18 protein-coding genes, 1 tRNA gene and 1 pseudogene are annotated in these 19,889 nt (G+C 67.3%); 11 read left to right on the top strand and 9 right to left on the bottom strand.

All coding sequences use genetic code 11. The features are described from left to right. The 3 genes and pseudogenes from Q0982_RS23360 to Q0982_RS23350 all read right to left on the bottom strand — a co-directional run. Positions 1-714, bottom strand: a pseudogene (locus tag Q0982_RS23360) (hypothetical protein); the annotation flags it as partial. Between the two features lie 9 nt (positions 715-723). Continuing rightward, entirely contained in the window at positions 724-2,208 is a 1,485-nt protein-coding gene (locus Q0982_RS23355) for a M48 family metalloprotease (RefSeq protein ID WP_299400342.1), read from the bottom strand. A gap of 11 nt (positions 2,209-2,219) precedes the next feature. Beyond that, positions 2,220-2,999 (bottom strand): thermonuclease family protein, encoded by a 780-nt coding sequence (locus tag Q0982_RS23350; RefSeq protein WP_322097099.1) that lies wholly within the window; start codon positions 2,997-2,999, stop codon positions 2,220-2,222. A 369-nt stretch (positions 3,000-3,368) separates the two neighbouring features. Here Q0982_RS23350 and pip point away from each other — a divergent pair, with 369 nt between their 5' ends. From pip to Q0982_RS23320, 6 genes are all read left to right on the top strand, one after another. Beyond that, on the top strand, positions 3,369-4,319 hold the full coding sequence (gene pip, locus Q0982_RS23345; RefSeq protein WP_299400338.1) for a prolyl aminopeptidase: 951 nt from the start codon (positions 3,369-3,371) through the stop codon (positions 4,317-4,319). A 218-nt stretch (positions 4,320-4,537) separates the two neighbouring features. Then, positions 4,538-4,614, top strand: a tRNA-Arg gene (locus tag Q0982_RS23340). A 370-nt stretch (positions 4,615-4,984) separates the two neighbouring features. Further along, a complete protein-coding gene (locus Q0982_RS23335; RefSeq protein WP_299400337.1) occupies positions 4,985-5,170 on the top strand; it encodes a hypothetical protein in 186 nt (61 codons plus the stop codon). 289 nt (positions 5,171-5,459) lie between these two features. Next, positions 5,460-5,846: a DUF423 domain-containing protein gene (locus Q0982_RS23330; RefSeq protein ID WP_299400335.1), complete on the top strand. Its 387-nt coding sequence runs from the start codon at positions 5,460-5,462 to the stop codon at positions 5,844-5,846. A gap of 13 nt (positions 5,847-5,859) precedes the next feature. Continuing rightward, complete coding sequence (locus Q0982_RS23325; protein WP_299400333.1) at positions 5,860-6,438, top strand: histidine phosphatase family protein; 579 nt, start codon at positions 5,860-5,862, stop codon at positions 6,436-6,438. A gap of 186 nt (positions 6,439-6,624) precedes the next feature. Beyond that, entirely contained in the window at positions 6,625-7,383 is a 759-nt protein-coding gene (locus Q0982_RS23320) for an SDR family NAD(P)-dependent oxidoreductase (RefSeq protein WP_299400330.1), read from the top strand. A 236-nt stretch (positions 7,384-7,619) separates the two neighbouring features. Here the strand turns inward: Q0982_RS23320 and Q0982_RS23315 are convergent, their stop codons facing one another. Beyond that, positions 7,620-7,910 carry a 4a-hydroxytetrahydrobiopterin dehydratase gene (locus Q0982_RS23315; RefSeq protein ID WP_299400328.1) on the bottom strand — a complete coding sequence of 97 codons (291 nt, stop codon included), beginning with the start codon at positions 7,908-7,910 and terminating at the stop codon, positions 7,620-7,622. 116 nt (positions 7,911-8,026) lie between these two features. On the opposite strand from Q0982_RS23315, the gene Q0982_RS23310 reads away from it, so the two are divergent. Then, a complete protein-coding gene (locus Q0982_RS23310; protein WP_299400326.1) occupies positions 8,027-8,455 on the top strand; it encodes a metallopeptidase family protein in 429 nt (142 codons plus the stop codon). A gap of 246 nt (positions 8,456-8,701) precedes the next feature. On the opposite strand, the gene Q0982_RS23305 is transcribed toward Q0982_RS23310, so the two are convergent. Further along, positions 8,702-10,357 carry a Rieske 2Fe-2S domain-containing protein gene (locus Q0982_RS23305; protein WP_299400324.1) on the bottom strand — a complete coding sequence of 552 codons (1,656 nt, stop codon included), beginning with the start codon at positions 10,355-10,357 and terminating at the stop codon, positions 8,702-8,704. Positions 10,358-10,464: 107 nt separating this feature from the next. On the opposite strand from Q0982_RS23305, the gene Q0982_RS23300 reads away from it, so the two are divergent. Then, on the top strand, positions 10,465-11,139 hold the full coding sequence (locus Q0982_RS23300; RefSeq protein ID WP_299400322.1) for a metalloregulator ArsR/SmtB family transcription factor: 675 nt from the start codon (positions 10,465-10,467) through the stop codon (positions 11,137-11,139). Positions 11,140-11,185: 46 nt separating this feature from the next. On the opposite strand, the gene Q0982_RS23295 is transcribed toward Q0982_RS23300, so the two are convergent. Then, positions 11,186-11,854, bottom strand: coding sequence for a uracil-DNA glycosylase family protein (locus tag Q0982_RS23295; RefSeq protein WP_299400320.1), 669 nt, complete (start codon positions 11,852-11,854; stop codon positions 11,186-11,188). Beyond that, positions 11,844-12,560 (bottom strand): Sir2 family NAD+-dependent deacetylase, encoded by a 717-nt coding sequence (gene cobB, locus Q0982_RS23290; RefSeq protein ID WP_299400318.1) that lies wholly within the window; start codon positions 12,558-12,560, stop codon positions 11,844-11,846. Before cobB ends, Q0982_RS23295 begins: the two co-directional genes overlap by 11 nt. A 120-nt stretch (positions 12,561-12,680) precedes the next feature. On the opposite strand from cobB, the gene Q0982_RS23285 reads away from it, so the two are divergent. From Q0982_RS23285 to Q0982_RS23275, 3 genes are read left to right on the top strand one after another with little or no spacing between them, the layout of a single operon-like run. Continuing rightward, entirely contained in the window at positions 12,681-13,235 is a 555-nt protein-coding gene (locus tag Q0982_RS23285) for a low molecular weight protein-tyrosine-phosphatase (protein ID WP_299400317.1), read from the top strand. Then, the gene (locus Q0982_RS23280; RefSeq protein ID WP_299400315.1) at positions 13,210-14,094 is read left to right on the top strand and encodes a fructosamine kinase family protein; all 885 of its coding nucleotides are present in this window, start codon (positions 13,210-13,212) and stop codon (positions 14,092-14,094) included. Before Q0982_RS23285 ends, Q0982_RS23280 begins: the two co-directional genes overlap by 26 nt. An 8-nt stretch (positions 14,095-14,102) precedes the next feature. Next, positions 14,103-15,032: a DMT family transporter gene (locus Q0982_RS23275; RefSeq protein WP_299400313.1), complete on the top strand. Its 930-nt coding sequence runs from the start codon at positions 14,103-14,105 to the stop codon at positions 15,030-15,032. Positions 15,033-15,109: 77 nt separating this feature from the next. On the opposite strand, the gene Q0982_RS23270 is transcribed toward Q0982_RS23275, so the two are convergent. Further along, positions 15,110-16,573 (bottom strand): calcium-binding protein, encoded by a 1,464-nt coding sequence (locus Q0982_RS23270; RefSeq protein WP_299400311.1) that lies wholly within the window; start codon positions 16,571-16,573, stop codon positions 15,110-15,112. Positions 16,574-16,855: 282 nt separating this feature from the next. Further along, complete coding sequence (locus Q0982_RS23265; RefSeq protein ID WP_299400310.1) at positions 16,856-19,681, bottom strand: calcium-binding protein; 2,826 nt, start codon at positions 19,679-19,681, stop codon at positions 16,856-16,858. Positions 19,682-19,889: the final 208 nt, after the last annotated feature.

The following is a 19,889-nucleotide window of genomic DNA, read 5'->3' as shown; positions in this document are numbered from 1 at the left end:
GAAGGCGTGCAGACCGCTCTGGATCTCGAAGTCCTGAACGGAGTCCGAGAGCACCTGCACGGAGACCACGGAGGAAACGACGCCGAGATAGCGCCCCTCACGAAACAGCGGCGTCGTCACCGTCAGATGCGGCTCTTCCAGGGAGGGCACCCAGTGCACGCCGCCCCAAAACGTGTCCGTGTCTTCGGCGGCATTCAAAACCATCTCGCGGATGGAGGGATCCGGTTCGACCTCGTCGTAGAGGCGCATCACACCCCCTTCCCCCCGCCCGACTCTCAGCGACCAGCCCTCGGCGGAGAAGTAGCCGATGCCGGTGACCTGTGGCGCGGCCGCAAGCGCCCCCATCATGGCGTCGCCCAGCGCCTGGCGATCTTCGACGTCGACCTCGCCGCGGGCAACGACACCGGCCAGGAACTCGGATTGCTGGCGCGCAGCGCCCAGATAGAAGCCGATCTCGCCGATCAGACTCTCGACCGTCAGTTCCGCTGTCTGGCGCAGCAGGGACATGGTGTTCTTCCCCGCCGTGCTGAGCGAAACCCACATCACCAGGGAAACGGCGACCAGGACCAACAGGCCGAAACCGACACTCAGCACCGCGGCGATGGTCGGCCGCCAGCGCCGCCGGCTTGGCGGCGCGCCATTGCCCGCAGGAGCAGCCGGCAGGGCGTCGGGCAACGGCTGGGTTGGGGTCCCGGGATCGGGAATCGATGTCATGGCCTTTGCCTACTCACTGATGATCTTTACGCGCTGGCCGACGCGCAGCGTGACATTCTCTTCGAAGCCGTTCAGCACGAGAAAGCGCTTCAGCTTGGCTTCGGCAAAAGGCATGCGTGCGGCAATGCTGGTGGGTGTATCGCCCGCCTTCACCTGGTAGATCCGCACACGATGGGGCTTCAGGGCTGCGGCCTCCCCATCGCTCAGCTTGCGGAAGCTGTAGGTGGTCTCGCGGAACGGCCGGTTCAGCGAGGCCGTGCGTTCGGAAGCGGACTGAAAGATGAAGCGGTAGATCGTCGTGGCGTCGTAGCGGATCGCCAGCAGACGCAGGTCACCGTTCCTGGCATTGGCAACCTGGCCGGTCGCCGCCTCCAGGCCGTTGACCGTGATCGCTTCGACGCCGGTCAGCTGGGTCCTGGCGCCCCAGGATCGTGTCAGATAGTCGGTCATGGAGCCGCGGTAGTCCTTGGGGCCGCGGTCGAACTGGATGGCCGCCTTGCGGTCGCCGCTCAGCGCCAGCACGCGCTGCGCCTGATTGTAGAGCCGGAAGCCCTCCGGAACCTCGAAGGCGAACTTCAGAATCGGATGGGCGAAGCTGCGCCCGCGGATGAAGCCCTCCTCCGGCTTGTCGCCATAGGGCATGCCGTCGATTTTGTCGAAGTAGATGTCCTGGGCGACGATGGGGTCGTCCACCACATTGGCCCCGGCCTGCGCCAGCGCCCGGTTGATGCGGTCGGCCGTGCGCGGGTGGGTCTGCATGATGTTGAAGGCATCGGCCTTCTCCGGCTGGCCGGCCAGCTCCGCCTCCAGGCGCGCGTGGGCCTGCAGTTGGCTGAGGAAGCCGGCCATGGCCCCGGTGTCGTAACGCGCCCGACCCAGGTAGCGGCCGCCCAGCATGTCGGCCTCGAACTCCTGCTCGCGCGAGTAGCTGCGCACCAGAAGTGCACCGAGCGTGCCGCCGGCCTGCGCCGCCGGTCCGCCGAGCAGCACGCCCAGGCCGAGGCCTGCGACATTGGCCGCCATGGTCTGTCCGTAGCGTTCCGCCGAGTGGCGGGCAGTGACATGACCGATCTCATGGGCCAGGACCCCCGCCATCTCCGCCTCGTTCTCCGCCAGGGCCAGCAGCCCGCGGGTGACGTAGACATAGCCGCCGGGCAGGGCGAAGGCATTGACGACCGGCGAGTCGAGGATCGTGAAGGTAAACTTCAGATCCGGAAGCTCGGAGGTCTGCACCAGGAGATTGCCCACCGAGGAGACGTAGGCGTTGAGCGCCGGGTCCTCGTAGGCACCGCCGAACTGGGCCATCACCTTCGGGTGTTCCTGGCGGCCCAGGTCTGCCTCGCCCTGTTCGCTCAGGCCCCCGGTAAAGATGGTCCGCCCGGTTCCCGGCGCCGTCGCGCAGGCGGCGACCAGCGGCAGCACGGCCAGCACGAAGACCAATCCCCGAAGACTGCGCTTCAGGAAGGGCGGCGTCGACCAACCTAACCAAGACAAAGCTCCGGACATCATTCCTCCAACAGCTCGATCTGCTCGGGATGCGTCGCCTCGATCATGGGGCCATTGCGGGATTTTAGCCAGCCCCGCACCCGCAACAGCCGGCCCTCGTAGTCTTTCAGATCAATCCCTTCGGCCTCGAAGAGCCGCCGCGCCGCGGGATCCAGGGCGACGGTGAAGTCGCTGCGCCAGTCGGCCCCGAAGTTGAGGTAGGCGCGCCGCCGCACGAGCCCCACCGAGAGCACGCGGCCCTCCACCAGTTCGAAGCCGCCGAGCCAGCGCCCGGCCTGGTCCGCGCTACGCAAAGCGTAGTAGTCCAGCGCCCAGATGCCACGGCGCGCGTCCCGCGCCCGGCGCTCCACGGCCAGCATCTCGGCGATCAGTCTGCGGTTGTCGTCGAAGCTGTACACGCGGGCGAGGCCGGCCTCGAGGATGGCGCCCTGGATCCAACGTCCCTCGGCATCGAAAAGGTGCGCCAGAACGCGGCCATGACGGTCGCCGCGCCGCCCGCCGAAGCCCGGCGTCACGGTCTTGCCCAGGGTCAGCGCCGCCAAGAGCGCCTTGGCCTCCTCCGCCAGCGGCCAGGGCTTGAAGCCGGCCCGGCCGAGGGGCAGTTTCGGGGCCTGGATGCCGACCAGTCGCACCTCGCGCCCGTCGGCCAGCATCAGGGTGTCGCCGTCGACGATCGCCGTGACCTCGCCGGGCGCGCCGAGCGTCAGTTGGTCGACCGGCCTCGGCGGTTGCGCGCCGGCGATTGTACCGAACCCGGCGAGCAGACCTGCAGTCAACACTCTGGCCAGCCATAGGCTCGCGCGCCTTCCGCGGGGGCGAAGACGAGGCGGCTGCGCTGCAGTGCGGATGCGCCAGAACCAAAGCATTGCCGCCAGTCTTACAGGTCCGGCGCGGTCGCGCACAAGGCGGCCGCGGCGTGTCTGCCCCGGAGACGGCTTATCCGGGGCGGGTTGAACCGCGGGCCGACTGGCCCTTATTTGGGGTGGCGGGCCCCTGCCGCCTGCGATAAGACGATGGCGGCCCTCAGCAGCGGTGCCCCGGTGGGGGTTTCCGTTGGGGATCCTCAGGAAACGCCGGCCGCTTCAAGGCCGGGACCAGGCGCAAACAAAGCCGACGACAAGGCGGACGACAAGGAAAAGGCTGGGCGCATGCTGGCGCAGGACATGTTCTCGCTCATCGAGCCCTATCAGACCGGGCGGCTCCAGCTTGACGAGACGCACAGCATGTACTGGGAGGTCTCGGGCAATCCCAACGGCCGGCCCATCGTCTTCCTGCATGGCGGGCCGGGAGCCGGCGCCGGGCCGGATCACCGGCGTTTCTTCGATCCGCGCCACTACCGCATCGTCGTCTTCGACCAGCGCGGCGCCGGGCGCTCGACGCCGCTGGGCGAACTGACCGACAACACCACCCAGCACCTGATCGCCGATATCGAACGGCTGCGCGACCACCTGGGCATCATGCGCTGGCATGTCTTCGGCGGGTCCTGGGGCTCGACCCTGTCGCTCGCCTATGCCCAGGCCCATCCGGAGCGGGTTTCCGCGCTGATCGTGCGCGGCATCTTCCTGGGCAGCCAGCCGGAGATCGACTGGTTCCTCTACGGCATGGGCAAGGTCTTCCCGGAGAACTGGCGCAACTTCGCCGGGGCGGTGCCGGAGAGCGAGCGCCACGACCTGCTGGCGGCCTACCGCAAGCGCCTCAACGACCCCGATCCCAAGGTGCACCTGCCGGCGGCGCGGGCCTGGAGCATCTACGAGGGCAGCTGCTCCACCCTGCTGCCCAACCCGCAGACTGTGGCGGCCTTCGGGGAGGAGCGCCACGCGCTGGGCCTGTCGCGCATCGAGGCGCACTACTTCGACAACCACATTTTCCTGGCCGAGAACGCCCTGCTGGACGGGCTGAACCGCATCCGCAACGTCCCGGCGATCATCATCCAGGGGCGCTACGACCTCGTCTGCCCCATCGCAACGGCCGATACCCTGCACCGCGCCTGGCCGGAGGCCGACTACCTGGTGGTGCCCGACGCCGGCCACTCGGCCATGGAGCCCGGCATCCGCCGCGCCCTGGTCGCCGCCACCGAGCGCTTCAAAGGCATGGAGTAGACAGGAGGGTTCACCCTTCGAGACGGCCTTTCAGGCCTCCTCAGGGTGAGGCCGAGATAGACCTCATGCTGAGGAGCCCCATGGAGTGTCTGGGGCGTCTCGAAGCATGAGTGGACGAAGGGCCGGTAAATCCATTGCTCCGCGGCCTGCATTGCCTAAAGCGCCGCTTTGGCCTATCTCTGGGGCGCGTTCCCGGGCGCCGGGAGCGGTCGCTGCGTGGCCCCGTAGCTCAGCCGGATAGAGCGGCAGATTCCTAATCTGTAGGTCGCAGGTTCGAATCCTGCCGGGGTCACCACGCCACCCCCAACAACATAGATCGCTTCGGCCCGTCATTTGTGGACTTCTTCGGCGCGTGTTCCGCCGACGGCGGGCTGGTACAGCACCGCCTTTGCGCGGCGGCGGGGCAACCCTAAATGCGGATCCCTGAAGCCCCACGACACCAGATCTTGACCCAGCGGCGGCGGTCGCCCACATATGTTGTAGGCGGTGCTTCGTGTAAGGAGACAGAGATGGCTGACATTGGTTCGAAATGGCCAAGCTACTGCCGGGTCTGCGGAAAATGGGCTTGCGCAGGCGCTATGACCGTTGGTTTGGTTGGCGCTGGCTGGGCCTACGGGACATGCGTAGGGGACCGCTGCAATGCTGGTGACCTAGGTCGTATACCGATGCCGCAGATCATCACTACCGGCACCAGTACCGCAGGTCCTTCCGATGTAGTGACGATCTACAACAACATCACGGATGAAGAGCTCGAGTTCGCGGTATGGAACGCGAAAAAGTACCAGCGGTACGATATCGAGGCTTCTGCTGCCGCCACCACAGCTTCGTGGCTTCTCGGCTCTAGCACCTAGGCCACCAGAAAGGCCTCCAGCGCCAGCGACTCGACGCTCCGCCGACTCCGGCGGCGGTAAAGCACGCAGTAGGCCGAGTGTTTGTCCTTGGTCTCCATGGGGCACCGCCTCAGGGGCTGGCCACGTCTGACCTCACCAAAATCCATCGGTTTACTCTCTTTCCGGGGCATTCGGGGGCTCCCCAAATACCAGATGTGTAAACCATGTCCTCGGAATAAACTGTCAGCAGTCTATCGATAAGCTTAGCCGACACTCCCCAACAAACGCGCGCCGGAGCGCCCTTGCAGCCATGATGATGCGTCTTCTCTGGATCGTCTTCGGGCTGCTGGGGGCCGGGGCGGTGGCGCTGGGCGCCTATGGCAGCCACGGGGCCGCCTTCGCCGATGCCTATGCCGCCGGGCTCTTCGACACGGCGCTGCGCTTTCACTTCCTGCATCTCGCACCGCTGGGCCTCGCGGCGCTGGTCGGCAGCCTGGCCCCGGGGGCGGCCGGGCGCGCGGCCCTGGCCGCCGTGGCGCTGATCGCCGGCATGGCGCTGTTCAGCGGGACGCTCTACCTGAGAGCGCTCGGCCTGGCCGAGACCACCCTACCGCTGCCACCGGCCGGCGGCTTTGCGCTGATGGCCGGCTGGCTGCTGCTGGCCTTGGCCGGCCTCGGCAGCCTTGCAAGACGCTGAGGGAGGAGTCTTCGTGGCGCGGATCCTGTTCATCACCCACCCCGAGGTGGTCATCGACCCGGATGTCCCGGTGCCGGACTGGCCGCTCTCCGAAACCGGCGTCGCCCGCATGACTGCCTTTGCCGAAAGCCCGGCCGTGGCCGGCGTGACCGCGGTCCGGTCCAGCGCCGAGCGCAAGGCCCGCGACGGGGCGGCGATCCTGGGCCGGACCCTGGGCCTGACGCCGCAGGTGGAGCCGGACCTGCACGAGAACGACCGCTCGGCCACCGGTTTCCTGCCGCCGGATGCCTTCTGGCCGGTGGTCGAGCGCTTCTTCGCCGAGCCGGAGACCAGCATCGAGGGCTGGGAACGGGCGGTGGACGCCCAGGCCCGGGTCGTTGGAGCGATCGAGCGGATCCGCGCCGGGGAGAAGACCCCGGGCAACATCGCCGTGATTGCCCATGGCGGGGTCGGTGCTCTGGCGCTGGCCCATTTCAGCGGCAAGGCCATCGGCCGCGCCCACGACCAGCCGGGCAGCGGCGGCGGCAACCTCTTCGTCCTCGAGCGGGACAGCGGCCGTCTGCTGCGGGGCTGGCACAGTATCGACGGCTGATTTCCCTGAGCGCCAGGGTCCGCAGCCCGGACTTCGTTTTCTAACGGGCCGCGCCAGGGTCCCGGCAGGTGGGGCTCGTCAGGTGGGGCTCGTCAGGTGGGGCTCGTCAGGGGCGGGGCGCTCTGCTATAGAGCGCGCGCTCGCAAACCGAGTTCAGGCGAATTCAAGCTCAGGGGGACAGTGTTAATGGACGTAAAGGGGCTGGCCGCGGTGGTCACCGGCGGCGGATCGGGTCTGGGCGCGGAGACGGCGCGCCATCTGGCCAAGGCCGGGGCCAAGGTGACGGCGTTGGACCTGAACGGCGAGGCTGCCGAGGCCGTGGCGAAAGAGATCGGCGGCCTGGGCCTGGCCTGCGACGTCGCCAGCGCCGAGGGCGCGGAGGCCGCCATGGCCCAGGCGCGCGAGGCCCACGGACCCTGCCGGGTGCTGGTGAACTGCGCCGGCATCGCGCCGGCCAAGCGCATCGTCGGGCGCGACGGGCCGATGCCCCTGGAGTTCTTCGAAAACGTCATCAAGGTCAACCTGATCGGCAGCTTCAACCTGCTGCGCCTGGCCGCCGCGGAGATGCTGGGCGGCGAGCCGGTGAACGAAGACTGCGAGCGCGGCGTGGTGATCTCCACCGCCTCCATCGCCGCGGTGGAAGGCCAGCTCGGCCAGGTCGCCTACGCCGCCTCCAAGGCCGGGATCAACGGCATGATGCTGCCGGCGGCGCGGGAGTTCGCCAAGAACGGCGTGCGCGTGCTGACCATCGCCCCCGGTCTGATCGGCACCCCGCTGCTGCTGAACATGCCCCAGGAGGTGCAGGACAACCTGGCGGGGCAGGTGCCCTTCCCGCACCGCTTCGGCCACCCGGGCGAGTTCGCGCGCCTGGTGCTGCACATCTGCGACAACACCATGCTGAACGCCGACACCATCCGCCTGGATGGCGCCATGCGCATGCAGTAGGGGGTTTGGCGGGGAGCGTTGGCAGAGCGATCCGAGACAGCATCGGATCTTCCCCCTCACCCAGCTTCGCCTAGGTTCGATCTCTGATCTCACCAAGGCTGCGCAACCCTCTCCCACCAGGGGAGAGGGACAATGATGCAGGGTATCGTTTTCCCTCTGTTCCCTCTCCCCTTCGTGGGAGAGGGAGGGGCCCGCGAAGCGGGAGGGTGAGGGGGACGCGCGCTTTCGGTGCCGGCCTAGCCCGCGTAGGTCTCGATGCGCTTGGCCAGCGTGACGTCGAGTTCGGAGAGGCCGCCGCAGTCGTGGGTGGTCAGGGTGATCTCCACACGATTGTAGACGTTGAACCATTCCGGGTGATGGTTGAGTTTCTCGGCCGCCAGGGCGACCCGGTTCATGAAGCCCCAGGCTTGGTTAAAGGACTTGAACTGGAATGTCTTTTTCAGGGCATCACGGCCCTCGACCGGAACCCAACCGGGCAGCACCTCCGGCAGAGAGGCCCGCTGCTCCTGGCTTAGCTTCTCGACCATGATCTGGCTCCCCACGAAAAAGTTGGCCGGGTTAAGGTTAATCGAAAGTGACTCTGCTTGGACTCCCGGTCAAGGCAGGCTAGGGTGACCCCAAGAGAGAGGCTATAGGAACCGTTATGGCACGCTTGCACGACATCGGGCGCTACACCACCCCGCCCGAGACCCAGCACCTGGAGGCCCTGGCCCGCGAGGCCTATGCCACCATCCCCGCAGATCTGCGCGATGCGCTGGGCAACGTGGTGATCCATGTCCTGGACTTCCCCGACGACGAGACGTTGGAGGAGATGGATTGCGAATCGCCTTTCGACCTGCTGGGGCTCTACCGGGGTACCAACCTGCTGATGAAGTCCTCCATGGATTCGCCGGAAGACATGGACATGATCTTCCTCTATCGCCGGCCGATCCTGGATTACTGGTGCGACAGCGGCGAGGACCTGGCCGACGTGGTCAAGCATGTGCTGATCCACGAGATCGGCCACCACTTCGGCTTCTCCGACGACGACATGGAGCACATCGAGCGCTTTCCCTCAGCCTCCAGTTCCTGACGGCACGCCCCCGATCGACAGCCAAACGGCCCGCCTGACGGACGGGCCGTTTTCCTTTTGCGGCAAGCGCCTGACCATACGGGGCGGCGCCGAAGCGCCGGCGTCAGGCGCCGGAAAAAGAACCCCCTCCCCGGATCTTTCGTCGAGACGGGGAGAGGGAAGAGCCCGCCCCCAAACGCACAGCGGGCGGGAGGGTGAGGGGGAGAGCGCGGGTTGCAGGGTCCCCGCGATGCTCACCCGTCTGGATCAGGTCTCGGCAGCGACGAACCCCAGGGCCTGCTGGGCCGTGCGCATGCTGTGCTTGCGCTTCAGCGGTTCGTGCAGGAAGCGGTTGACTGCAGCCAGCATATCCGCCGTCCAGGGCGCCGCCGGATCGGCGGTAATCTCCTCCCTGGCTGCCGAGAGCAGCTTCACCAGGTGGACGGAGACGATGTACTCCGACTGCGCATGGTCGAAGAGGGCGCGCATCTCGCGCTCGAAGAACGCGTCCGGATCGTCGACCCGCCAGCGGCCGGCGTCGTAGCTGCGGTCGACGTAGGCCGCGTTGCGGCCGACGAAGCAGCCGATCTGCAACAGCCCCTGGGGCCAGAGCCCTGGGTGGCGGCTGCAGAGCACCCGCACCGCGTTGCTGAAGGTGATCGCGTGGGTGAAGTCCAGCCAGCCGACGTTGTGGGAAACGCCCCGGTCGGTGGCATCGGCCACCGGCAGGTCGAACTGCAGGAAGTCGGCGGCGGCGGCCCCCACCAGCGCATCGTAGAGCGCCTTGCGGTCGCCCGAGGACCGCAGGATCCGCCGCATCACCTTGGGCACGGAAAGCCGGCGCAGATCCTCCGCCGTCACCGGCTCGCCGCCTTTCCCATCCCAGGCCGACAGCGCCTCGCCATAGGCGCGGAACTCCGGGATCAGGTCTTCGCGCGTCGCATAGACCAGGGAGCGCACGAGGTTGCAGAGCAGCGGCTCGGCGCTGGACGGGCCCAGCCGGTCGATCAACTGGCCGGTCTTGTAGACGTAGATCGCGGCATGGCCGAAGTCCTGGTAGTGGGCCAGGGCGGCTTCGGCCAGCGGCGCCTCCAGGTCGCGGAAACCGAGCCCCTTGCCGAGGGCACCGCGCAGCAGCGCGATGGCCGCCGCCTCATCCTCCGCCTCGATGGCGGCCACGAGCGACGCCGGATCGTAGGGCCGGCTCTCCGTCGGGAAGGGGTAGCTGGGCTCACGCAGGGAGTCCCAGGCCAGGTGGCCGACGACCTCCAGCAGCGGCACCAGGCGCTCCGGCTCGCTGGCGGCCAGATCGTCGCGCAGGGCCAGCCAGTCGGGCGCGGCGGCGTGGGCATGGGTGGTGCCGAACTCGAAGCGGTCGGCGGTCCAGTCCAGCGCGCCGCGCAGCCCGTCCAGCGGATCGGCCTTGGCCTGCTGCAGGCGCGACAGCTCCCGCGCCATGCGGGTGTACTCGTGACGCCGGAAGGAACGGCGCAGACTCTCCAGCGCGGCGGCCCGGCGTTCCTCCAGCGGCGGATCGCTGAGGTCGAGCCAGACCTCCCCGTCGACGATCTCCACCGGGTAGCGCCGCAGCGTGTCGCCGCCCACCAGGGTCTCGCCGCCCTCCAGATCGAATTTCCAGTTGTGCCAGTTGCAGGTAAGGATGCAGCCCTCGCCATCCGCACGCTGGGTGAGTTTGCCTTCCATCAGGGGAAAACCCTCGTGCGGGCAGCGGTTGTTGCAGGCGTAGACGCCGCTCTCGTTGGCGAAGACGGCGATCTGCTTGCTGCCGGTCTTCAAGAGATGCCGGCCCTTGGCCCGCAGCTCCGCCAGCGTGCCGACTCTGATGCGGTTGCCGGGCGCGCCCTCACCTGCGGGCTTGCTTCGATCTTCGGTCGCGGGGGTGTCGGCAGCGAGCGCGCTCATCGGGCAATCTCCTGATCCTCGGTGGGCCGATATTCGAAAGGTTTTTCTTGAGAAACACTCTAGGCACCGCCCTTGCTTTTCTCAAGAAAAAACTTTAGGTAATTGTCATGCCAAAAACCGCGACCAAACCCAGAACCGGTTCCAAACCCAAGACCGGCAACAAGCGCAGCCGGCGCGCCATCATCGACGCCCTGAAACAACAGGGCCCGCAGGACGCCGCGCACCTGGCCGAGGGGCTCGGCATTTCCGCCATGGCCGTGCGCCAGCACCTCTACGAGTTGGAGGCCGAGGGTCTGGTCGACCATGCCGCCGAGGCGCGGCCGCTCGGGCGCCCGGCGAAGCTCTGGGCGCTGACGCCGGCGGCGGACCGCTTCTTTCCCGACGGTCACGCGGAGCTGACCCTCGGTCTGATCGACTCCATGAAGCAGGCCTTCGGCGCCAAGGGCCTGGAGAAGCTGCTGGCGGTGCGCGCCCAGGAGCAGATCGCCGCCTACGGCGCGCGCATCGACCGTCAGCGGAGCCTTGCCGGAAAGCTGCGCGCCCTGGCCGAGATCCGCAGCGAGGAAGGCTACATGGCCGCCGTCGAGAAAACCGCAGAGGGCTATCTCTTCATCGAAAACCACTGCCCGGTCTGCTCGGCGGCCGCAGCCTGTGCCGAGCTCTGCAAGTCGGAGCTGGAGGTTTTCCGCGCGGCCCTGGGCGACGGGGTGACGGTCGAGCGCACGGACCACATCCTGGCCGGCGCCCGGCGCTGTGCCTACCGCGTGACCCGCAGGGGCTGAAGGTGGGGCTGAAGGTGGGGCTGAAGGTGGGGCTGAAGGCGCGGTTTCAGATCAGCTTGCCGACCCGCTTGCGCAGCTCCGGCAGCAGCTCGCTTTCGAACCAGGGGTTCTTCTTCAGCCAGGCGGTGTTGCGCCAGCTCGGGTGCGGCAGCGGCAGGAAGTCCGGCAGGTAGTCGCGCCAGTGGCGCACCGTCTCGGTCAGCGTCTTCTGCCGCTGCTTGCCGAGGTACTTTGCCTGGGCGTACATGCCGACCAGCAGCGTCAGCTCCACCTCCGGCAGCGCCGCGCGCAGGGGAGGATGCCAGAGCGGCGCGCACTCCGGGCGCGGCGGCTTGTCGCCGCCCTTGGCATCGACGCCGGGGTAGCAGAAGCCCATGGGCACGATGGCCACGCGCGCGGCGTCGTAGAAGACCGCCTCCTCCATCGCCAGCCAGTCGCGCAGGCGCAGGCCGGAGCGGTCGTTCCAGGGGATGCCGGTCTCGTGCACCCTTGTGCCCGGCGCCTGGCCGATGATCATCAGCCGCGCCGCCGCTTCGGCGCGCAGCACCGGGCGCGGCCCCAGCGGCAGATGCGCGGCGCATACCCGGCAGGCGCGCGCCGCCGCAACGATCCCCGCCAAGCCCGCGTCTGGATCGAAGGCCGGCGGCGCAGGCGCCCTCCGCCGCCCCGAGACCTTGGCCTTGGCCGTGGTTTTGACCTTGGCCTTACCAGCCATCTTTCAGAATCCGCTCGACAAAGGCCGGCACGACCTCGGTCGCCGGCCCGTAGTGGGCCTCGTCGAACAGCGAGTGCCCTTCGGAGGGTTCCAGGTTCAGTTCCACCGTGTGCGCCCGGCCGTTGTTCCGCGCCTCGGCGACGAAGCCGGAGGCCGGATAGACGTTGCCGGAGGTGCCGATCGACACGAAGAGATCGCAGACCCCCAGCGCGTCGTAGATGCGCTCCATCTCCATCGGCATCTCGCCGAACCAGACCACGTTCACCCGGAGGGTGCCGGCGGTGCCGCAGGCAGGGCAAAGGCTGGCCAGGGTCATCGGTTCATGCCAGGGGCTGACGGCACCGCAGGCCAGGCAGCGCGCCTTCAGCAGTTCGCCGTGCATGTGGATCAGCGCCTTGGAGCCGGCGCGCTCGTGCAGGTCGTCGATGTTCTGGGTCACCAGAAGCATTTCTCCCGGCCAGTCCCGCTCAAGACGGGCCAGAGCGTCGTGCGCGGCGTTCGGCAGCACGGCATCCGCCTGCAGGCCGGCCCGGCGATGATTGTAGAAGGCGTGCACCCGCTCCGGGTTGCGGGCAAAGGCCTCTGGGGTGGCGACGTCCTCGATGCGCACCTGGGCCCAAATGCCGTCGGGGTCGCGGAAGGTCTCGAGGCCCGACTCCTTGGAGATGCCCGCCCCCGTTAGGATAACAATCCGCCGCTCTTCCATCTCCAACCCCAGCCCCGGGTCAAACGCCTGTCCGGGAGCCCCGAGTGCGGCGATTCCTTGCGGACACGATCCGCGGATGATAGATCACAACAGCCCGCAGGGGGCATCACCAATTCGTTTGTGACATCTTTAGACAGAATTCGCGTCCTGATCGTCTGCACGGGGAACATCTGCCGTTCGCCGACGGCAGAGGCGTTGCTGCGGCATCACCTGACGCAGGCCGGCCTCGATGAACGCGTTCATCTGGATTCCGCGGGCCTGGACGACTACCACGTCGGCGAAGCGCCCTCGCGCGAAGCCGTCGTCTGCGCCGCCGCGCGCGGCTATGACATCGGCGCGCTCCGGGCCCGGGCGTTGACGATCAGGGACTTTCACGACTTCGATCTCATCCTGGCCATGGACCGGGGCCACCTGCGCAGGCTGCAGAAGATCTGCCCGGCGGGCGCGCGCTGCCGCCTGGCCCTGTTTCTCGACGTTCTGGCGCAAGGCGGCCCAGGGGGCGGCCCAGAGACCGGCGAAGTCGCCGACCCCTACTACGGAACCCTGGCCGACTACGAAGTCATGCTGGACTTGATCGAGGCAGTGACGCCACTCTGGGTCGAGGCGTTCAAGCGAAGCGCTTCGGGCAAACACAACGATCCGGCAGGCGATGGATTCCCGCTCGGGCGCAGCTAGCCCCTCTCCCGCCCTCCCGCTCGAAGACCGCATCGCGGCGCTGACCGGCAGCCGCGTGACGGCGCAGACCCCGCTGTTGGGCGGCTGCGTGGCGGAGGTGCTGCGGGTCGATCTGGACGGCGCCGCGCCTTTGGTTGCCAAGGTCGCCGCGGAAGGCGGCCTCGCCGTCGAGGGCTTCATGCTCGGTTATCTGGCCGAACACAGCGCCCTGCCGGTGCCGCGGACGCACTCCGTCTCCGAAACCCTTCTGCTGATGGATTACGTCGAGAACGACGGCGCAGGCGACCGCGTGGCGGCAGAGGAGCACGCCGCCGACTGCCTGGCCGCCCTCCACGCCGTCACCGCCCCCGCCTTCGGCTTCGAGCGCGACACGGTCATCGGCGCCCTGCCCCAGCCCAACCCCTGGACCGAGAACTGGTGCGACTTCTACCGCGACCGGCGCCTGCTCACCATGGGCCGCATCGCCATGGACTCCGGGCGCCTGCCCGTGGAGACCTTCCGGCGGCTGGAGGCCTTCTGCGGCCGGCTGGAGCGCTTCATCGAGCAGCCGCCGCGACCCGGACTGGTGCATGGCGACGTCTGGGCCGGCAACGTCCTCTTCAAAGGCGGCAGAGTTGCCGCCTTCATCGACCCGGCGCTCTATTTCGCCGATCCCGAGGTCGAGATCGCCTATATCGAGTGGCTGTCCACCTTCGGGCCGGCCTTCCACCGGCGCTATCAGGCCCGGCACGCGCCACGGCCCGGCTATCGCGAAGCCCGGCGCGACATCTACAACCTCTTTCCCACGCTCGTTCACACGCAGATCTGTGGACCCCCCTATGCGCAAATGGTGGGAGACATCCTGAAGCGCTACGGCTAGACAGGGGTATGAGCCAGGGTGCAGCACAGCCCGCGGCCGGCGATCGGGTCGGTTTCGGCATTGCCTGCGCCGTCATCGGCCTGTTCGGCATGGCGGTGATGGATGCCTGTGCCAAGTTCCTGGGCGCGGGCTATGCCATCAGCCAGATCATCCTGGCGCGCAACGCCATCGGTCTCCTTACCATCCTGGCCTTTGTGCTGGTCGCCGGCGGCGGTCTCGCCAGCCTGAGGCCGAAGCGCCCGTCGCTGCTGATCGCCCGCTCCGCCGCTAACCTGGGCGCCGCCTTTCTGTTCTTCACCGGCCTGCGCTACCTGCCGCTGGCCGACGCCTTTGCCATCGCCTTTGCCGCACCGCTGTTCATCACCGCGCTGTCTGTGCCGGTGCTGGGTGAGCATGTCGGCATGCGCCGTTGGGCGGCCGTTGTCTTCGGCTTCATCGGCGTGCTGGTGGTCGTTCAGCCGGGCACCGCCACCTTTCGTGTCGAGGCGCTGCTGCCCCTGGGTGCGGCGCTGAGCTACGCCATCGCCATGCTGATCGGACGCAAGCAGACCAAGTACCTCACCACCTCGGCGATCCTCTTCTGGCCCAGCCTGATCGCCGTCGGGGTGACCTCGATGATGATGCCGGTCCAGTGGCAGACACCCGGTCTGGCGGACTTCGGGCTCTTCGTGTTCATGGGTGTGATCGGGACCGCAGGAATGATGCTGATCACCCAGGGCTACCGCTTCGCCCCCGCAGCGGTCATTGCGCCCTTCGACTACTCGGTTCTGCTCTGGGGCGTCATCTTCGGCTGGGTGATCTGGCGCGACGTGCCCGGCCCCAATGTCTGGATCGGCTCAGCCATTCTGATCGCCAGCGGCCTCTATATCCTGCACCGCGAAACGCGCAAGCCCAAGCCGGTGCAGCCGTCGGCGGGGCCGCTGGGTCCCACCTCCTGAAGCGCTGGGTATAAAGCGAATCCGGCAGTGCCGGGACGGAAACCCGCCCCGGCGCCTGCCCTTCACTACCGTAAGCGCTAAACCGCCGTGTTCAGCAACACCGTGATGTCGTCGTCTATCGAGACCTGAACACCGGCATCGTTGACATAGGTGCTGAAACCACCGGCCGAGCCCTGCAGTCCCCAGTTGCCGCCAGCACCACTGTTGAGGGCCACCGTGTCGCCGAGATCGCCGGCGATCTCCAGCACGCCGTCGCCGACCAAGGAGACAATGTCGGCGGCGTCCAACGCAATGGCGTCGTCGCCGGCGGAGTCGGTCATGTCGATGCGTTCGAAGCCAGACCAGACGTCGGCGAGGGCGGAGAAGTCGATGACACCGTCGAGCGATCCGTCCTCGCGGTCGTTGGCCGGCAACAGGTCGACCAGCAGGGTGTCGACACCGGCGCCGCCGTCGACCGTGCCTCCGGCCCCGGCATTGTGATCCTCGGCATCGAAGATCACGCGGTCGCTTCCCGCACCGCCGTCGATCTGGTCGACCCCGGCCCCGCCGTCGATCAGATCCTCGCCGCCGCCGCCGTGGAGGCTGTCGGCCCCCTCACCACCGAAGAGGGCATCATCGCCGCCGTTCTCTTCGCTGCCGTTGGTATCGCCGAACATGAGATCGTCGCCCGCACCGCCCAGCAGCGTATCGTCGCCGCCGTTTTCGGAGGTGGCCGTACCGGGCCCCAGGACCAGGCCGTCGCCGGCGAGGGTGTCGTTGCCCGCGCCGCCGTCGATGAAGTCGTCGCCGCCGTCGTACGACACGGCACTGGCGCCCTGCAGGGCCAAGACATCGCCGGCGACGAGGTCATCGCCGATGCCTGCCATAAGAGTGTCGTTGCCGCCCGCGACCGCCAAGGCCCAACCACCGGCCTCTTCGCCCATGGCCAGCACGTCGCCGGACAGCGTGTCCGCGCCGCCACCGCCGATTATGGTGTCAAAGCCCCCGTTGTAGGACGTCGCGTAGGGGCCGTAGCGGCTCAGCGCCTCGCCAGCGATGGCATCGCCGTCAGCGGCGCCTCTGATGGAGTCGTGTCCCCCGCCGTCAACAAAGGCATGACCGTAGACGCCCAGGGCATCGCCGGCCGCGATCGTTATGCCGGTGCCACCCACAATGGTGTCGTTCCCGCCGTCGGTGACATCCGCAGCGCCCACCCCCGCCCCGTCGCCTGAGATCCAGTCCATTCCGGCAAAGCCGTAGATGGTGTTGTCGATGCCATTGTTCATCACGACATCGCCAAAGACCGTTTGCTCGCCGAGAAAGTTGTCGAACTGGTCGCCCCAGATGTAGGGCATCGCCAGTTGGACAGGCGGGTTCTGGAGGATGCCGAGGTCCGGCTGCGTCTCTTCGGCGGGCGGTGGAAGGATGATGGCGTCACCATCGCTCTCAGGCTGCTCCAGGAGCTCGGCCAGAAACGTCAGATAGGTGTCGGCAGGCGAACCCTCGGCTGTGTCGTCAAGCCAAGGCAGGAGAGTATCCAGGTAGGAGTGAACAGCTGTCATGAATCGGTTTCCGGGCTGGCCAGCACAGAAAAAGAGCAGTGCTGGATGCGCGCCTATCCCGATCGGCGGCAGTGGTGGTCCACCCCTGGAACCTCTGGATGAATAGTCTTGCTGCGAATTGACATCAAGGGGAGAGCGGAGCGGCGGCCGGATCTTTGGGGGTAGCGGCTTTGTACCGGCAGAGCCAACGGACGGGTGATCCAGGCGCCGACGATGAAGACCAAAACGAACCCGGCCCCGATGTACAGGCCTCGGGGCCGGGTTGTCAGCGGTCTCCCCAAACTAGACCGTCGTGTTCAGCAACACCGTGATGTCGTCGTCGATGGAGACCTGAACACCGGCATCGTTGACATAAGTCGTGATGCCGCCGCCCGAGGCTCCTTGCACCTCCCAGTCTCCGGCCGCAGCGCTCTGCAGATGCACCGCATCGCCGGCATCGCCGAAGATCTCGAGGACACCGTCGCCGGTCATGGAGAGGATGTCATCCGCATCCAGGGCCAGCGCATCGTCCCCCGCGCCGTCGGTCATGTCGACCCGCTCGAAGCCGGACCAGACGTTCTCCAGCTCGGAGAGGTCGACGATGCCGTCGATGGTGCCGTCTTCACTGTCATGCGCAAAGGTGAGATCAAGGACCAGGGTGTCTGTATCCTCGCCGCCGTCCACCGCACCGCCCGGGCCGCCGTTGTGGTCGTCGGCATCGAAGACGATGCTGTCGTTTCCAGCCCCACCGAAGATGCGGTCGACCCCGGCGCCGCCGTCGAGGGCATCGTCGCCACCGTTGCCGTTGAGCGTGTCGTTGCCACTGCCGCCGAACAGCAGATCAGCGCCGCCGAAAGTGTCTTCGCCGTTGGAGTCGCCGAAAATCAGGTCGTCGCCTTCGCCGCCATAAAGCGTGTCGTCTCCGCCCAGGGTCGAGGAGGCCATGCCGCCGCCGACCGCCAGGGCGTCACCGCTGAGCGTATCGTCGCCTTCGCCGCCATCGATGTAATCGTTGCCACCGGCGGTCGACAGGGCATCGCCGCCGACTTCGGCCAGCGCATCCCCGGCGATCACGTCGCCGTCGCCGCCGCCATAAAGGCTGTCATCGCCGCCGATGTTGGATTGAGCGGTTCCGCCCAGCTCCGTCATCGCATCGCCCGCCAGCGCATCCGTACCCGTGCCGGCCTCGACATAGTCATTGCCGCCGTCGGTGGAGGTGGCGTCGCCGCCCGCCGCCAGCGCATCACCGGCAATCGCGCTGTTGCCGCTGCCGTCGTAGAGCGTGTCGTCACCGCCATCGTTCGAAAGCGCAGCGCCGCTGTCGGCCAAGACATCGCCGGAAAGTCGGTTCTGAGATGCATTGCCGCCGTAGATGAGATCACTGCCCCCGTCGAAGGAGACGGCATCGGCGTTCGAACCCAGCGCCATCGCCTCCCCGGCGATCGCAGCCATGTCGTTGCCGCCGCCACCGTAGAGCGTGTCGTCACCGCCCTCCATCGACAAGGCGTCCTCGATGAGGAGGTTTGTGCCGAGCGAGAGCACCTCGCCAGCCAGAAAAACGCTGCTGGCGGCACTGCCGAAGATGCGGTCGTTTCCGCCGTAGATCGACGCGGCAACAGATGTTGAGTTGACCGAACCCAGCGCCATGGCATCGCCGGCGAGGTGAAGCAGCGTTGCATCGCCGCCGTCCAGGGTGTCGTCGCCGCCATACTCGGACCAGGCAAGGTCATCCGTGCCGTAAACCAGCGCATCGCCGGCAAATGCCCGCTCGCCGGCACCGCTGCCCTCGATCAGATCGTGCCCGCCGGTCTCCGAGACGGCGTCTCCGCTGAAGCGCGATGCATAAGCGTCCCCCGCGACGACGGCGCTTCCGGTCACGAGAACCGTATCGTCGCCGCCGTAATGCGAGACCGCCGAGCCGTGGGCGGAGGCATAGCTGTCGCCGGCGATCGACTTGATGCCGGATCCCTGCGCCAGGATCACATCATCGCCGCCATAGTGCGATGCAAAGTCGCCGTGACCCGAACCCAGCACGTCGCCGCTGAAGGCATCGCCGTTAATGGTGTCTGTGCCGGCGCCGACAATCGTATCGTCACCGCCGTAGAAGGAGGTTGCGGTGGCATCGCCGTTGCCGCCGGCGCTCAACACATCGCCGGCGATCGTGCTTCGGAAGTCGGTGCTGCCGTAGATCAGATCGGCACCGCCGTAGTCGGAGGTGGCGATGTTGCTGCCCTGCGCATTGCCGATCCCGAGCAGAGCGGAGTGGAGGGCATCGCCGGCGACCAGGGAAAAGCCGGTACCGCTATAAATCGTATCGTCACCGCCGTGGGAAGAACCGGTCGATCCATCGCCGAGGCCCAGGGCGTCGCCGGACATCGTATCGATTACAGCTCCGGCGCCGGCGCCGCCGTAGAGCAGGTCGTCGCCGCCATAGTCGGAGTTTGCGCTGCCGCCGTCCAAGGCCAGAGCATCACCGGCCAGGGTATCGTTGCCAAGACCGCCGTAAAACACGTCGTCGCCGCCGTAGAAGGCATAAGCGTCGCCCAGCGCCGACAAGGCATCGCCGGCAGCCGCATCCGAGCCCGCCCCGCCATCCAGGACGTCGTCACCGCCATAGAAGGCTTCGGCCTCCCAGTAAAAGGCGAAGGCGTCGCCGGACAGAGTGTCGTTGTCCGCACCGCCGTAAACCGTATCGTCGCCGCCGTCAGTCACGGCGGCGCTGCCCAGGGCCCAGCCGTCACCGGCAAGACGATCGTCGCCGCCGTTGCCATAGATCAGTTGGTCTTCACCGTCGTTCAGAACCAGGACACCGCCGTCCAGGACGTCTCCGGCCAGGATGTCGGCAAAGCCGCTGCCGGTGACTGTGTCGTCGGCCATCGGCAGCATCGGGAGTGCGATGATCGCATCAAGGAACGGCGTCAGGTCAGGCGCCTCCGGGGACAGCGAAAGATCGATGACTGTCTGCTTCTCGGTCACCAGAAACGCCAGCGCCGCCGCGTCGCTCCCGACGTCGTTCTTGACGGCGAGCCCGCGGTTCACTTCCAGGTTCTCCAGCGCTTGGGAGGGACGGCCACCGGCAGGGTCTTCCAGACGGCTTGCCGCCGGCGGATGAGACAGGAACTCCGACATGAAAGCGATCTCCAGGCAGAACAGGAAGCGCAATTGGGCGCTTTCCCGCTGGCGCGTTTCCCGGACTGCGCCAATGAACCACCCCTGGGATCGCAATTTAGATAGGGTCAACGCGCGGCGCCGTCAATCGAACGACGCGTTGCCGAGCGGCTCATTGGGAGTACCACAGCGCTTTGGTGGTAGTGATGCCTGGACCGGAGGTCAGGGG

This window comes from Pelagibius sp., assembly GCF_028281305.1.
Taxonomy (GTDB): domain Bacteria; phylum Pseudomonadota; class Alphaproteobacteria; order Kiloniellales; family Kiloniellaceae; genus Pelagibius.
The sequence above is the reverse complement of the archived record's forward strand: the minus strand, read 5'-3'. Positions and strand labels throughout refer to the sequence as shown.

Coding starts and splice junctions, on each gene's coding strand:
- pip (WP_299400338.1), top strand. CDS start 3,369: ATGCTGGCGCAGGACATGTTCTCGCTCATCGAGCCCTATCAGACCGGG.
- Q0982_RS23335 (WP_299400337.1), top strand. CDS start 4,985: ATGCCGCAGATCATCACTACCGGCACCAGTACCGCAGGTCCTTCCGAT.
- Q0982_RS23330 (WP_299400335.1), top strand. CDS start 5,460: ATGATGATGCGTCTTCTCTGGATCGTCTTCGGGCTGCTGGGGGCCGGG.
- Q0982_RS23320 (WP_299400330.1), top strand. CDS start 6,625: ATGGACGTAAAGGGGCTGGCCGCGGTGGTCACCGGCGGCGGATCGGGT.
- Q0982_RS23315 (WP_299400328.1), bottom strand. CDS start 7,910: ATGGTCGAGAAGCTAAGCCAGGAGCAGCGGGCCTCTCTGCCGGAGGTG.
- Q0982_RS23310 (WP_299400326.1), top strand. CDS start 8,027: ATGGCACGCTTGCACGACATCGGGCGCTACACCACCCCGCCCGAGACC.
- Q0982_RS23305 (WP_299400324.1), bottom strand. CDS start 10,357: ATGAGCGCGCTCGCTGCCGACACCCCCGCGACCGAAGATCGAAGCAAG.
- Q0982_RS23300 (WP_299400322.1), top strand. CDS start 10,465: ATGCCAAAAACCGCGACCAAACCCAGAACCGGTTCCAAACCCAAGACC.
- Q0982_RS23295 (WP_299400320.1), bottom strand. CDS start 11,854: ATGGCTGGTAAGGCCAAGGTCAAAACCACGGCCAAGGCCAAGGTCTCG.
- cobB (WP_299400318.1), bottom strand. CDS start 12,560: ATGGAAGAGCGGCGGATTGTTATCCTAACGGGGGCGGGCATCTCCAAG.
- Q0982_RS23280 (WP_299400315.1), top strand. CDS start 13,210: ATGGATTCCCGCTCGGGCGCAGCTAGCCCCTCTCCCGCCCTCCCGCTC.
- Q0982_RS23275 (WP_299400313.1), top strand. CDS start 14,103: ATGAGCCAGGGTGCAGCACAGCCCGCGGCCGGCGATCGGGTCGGTTTC.
- Q0982_RS23270 (WP_299400311.1), bottom strand. CDS start 16,573: ATGACAGCTGTTCACTCCTACCTGGATACTCTCCTGCCTTGGCTTGAC.
- Q0982_RS23265 (WP_299400310.1), bottom strand. CDS start 19,681: ATGTCGGAGTTCCTGTCTCATCCGCCGGCGGCAAGCCGTCTGGAAGAC.